The organism is Methylophaga lonarensis MPL, from assembly GCF_000349205.1.
Lineage (GTDB): Bacteria > Pseudomonadota > Gammaproteobacteria > Nitrosococcales > Methylophagaceae > Methylophaga > Methylophaga lonarensis.
On the sequence record NZ_APHR01000110.1, the window covers coordinates 1 to 703 of the forward strand.

Here is a 703-nt window from a genome sequence, read left to right on the forward strand (position 1 = left end):
TCCAGACCATTCCACTAAAATGCTTAATATCACTTGCAGGCTGTTTCCCGTTCGCTCGCCGCTACTTAGGAAATCTCGGTTGATTTCTGTTCCTCCGGCTACTTAGATGTTTCAGTTCGCCGGGTTCGCCTCGTTAAGCTATGTATTCACTTAACGATACCTACCCAAGGGTAAGTGGGTTGCCCCATTCGGAAATCGTAGGCTCAAAGCTTGTTTATCAGCTCCCCTACGCTTATCGCAGATTACTACGTCCTTCATCGCCTCTTATCGCCAAGGCATCCACCATGTGCGCTTATTCACTTGACCATATAACCCGAAGTCAACTTGGGATATATGTCGTTTTGCTACATCAGTTTCTTTACTATAAAACTCATCTGTATCTCTACAGTTAAGTCTTATGCCTTGTTACTTTCCGTTTTGTTAAAGAGCAGTGCCGAAACACTTGTCAGTCAACTCATCGATATAAGTCCACTCACAGCTGTTTCTTTACTTTTGAGAGATTATCGGGTGGTACTTGTTTCGCTCCACTTAGTTGGTGGAACCAATCTATCGCTCCACTTAGTTGGTGGAACCTGATTTACCGCTCCACTTAGTTGGTGGAGCTAGGCGGGATCGAACCGCCGACCTCCTGCGTGCAAGGCAGGCGCTCTCCCAGCTGAGCTATAGCCCCATCTTGGGTTTTCCTTTGGGTTACCACTTMWSM

The 703-nt window shown here is 46.6% G+C and carries 1 tRNA gene and 1 rRNA gene; both read right to left on the reverse strand.

The features are described 5' to 3' along the window. Positions 1-306: ribosomal RNA gene (locus tag MPL1_RS13095) — 23S ribosomal RNA — on the reverse strand; the annotation flags it as partial. A 288-nt stretch (positions 307-594) separates the two neighbouring features. Next, a tRNA-Ala gene (locus MPL1_RS13100) sits at positions 595-670 on the reverse strand. Between the last annotated feature and the right edge of the window lie 33 nt (positions 671-703).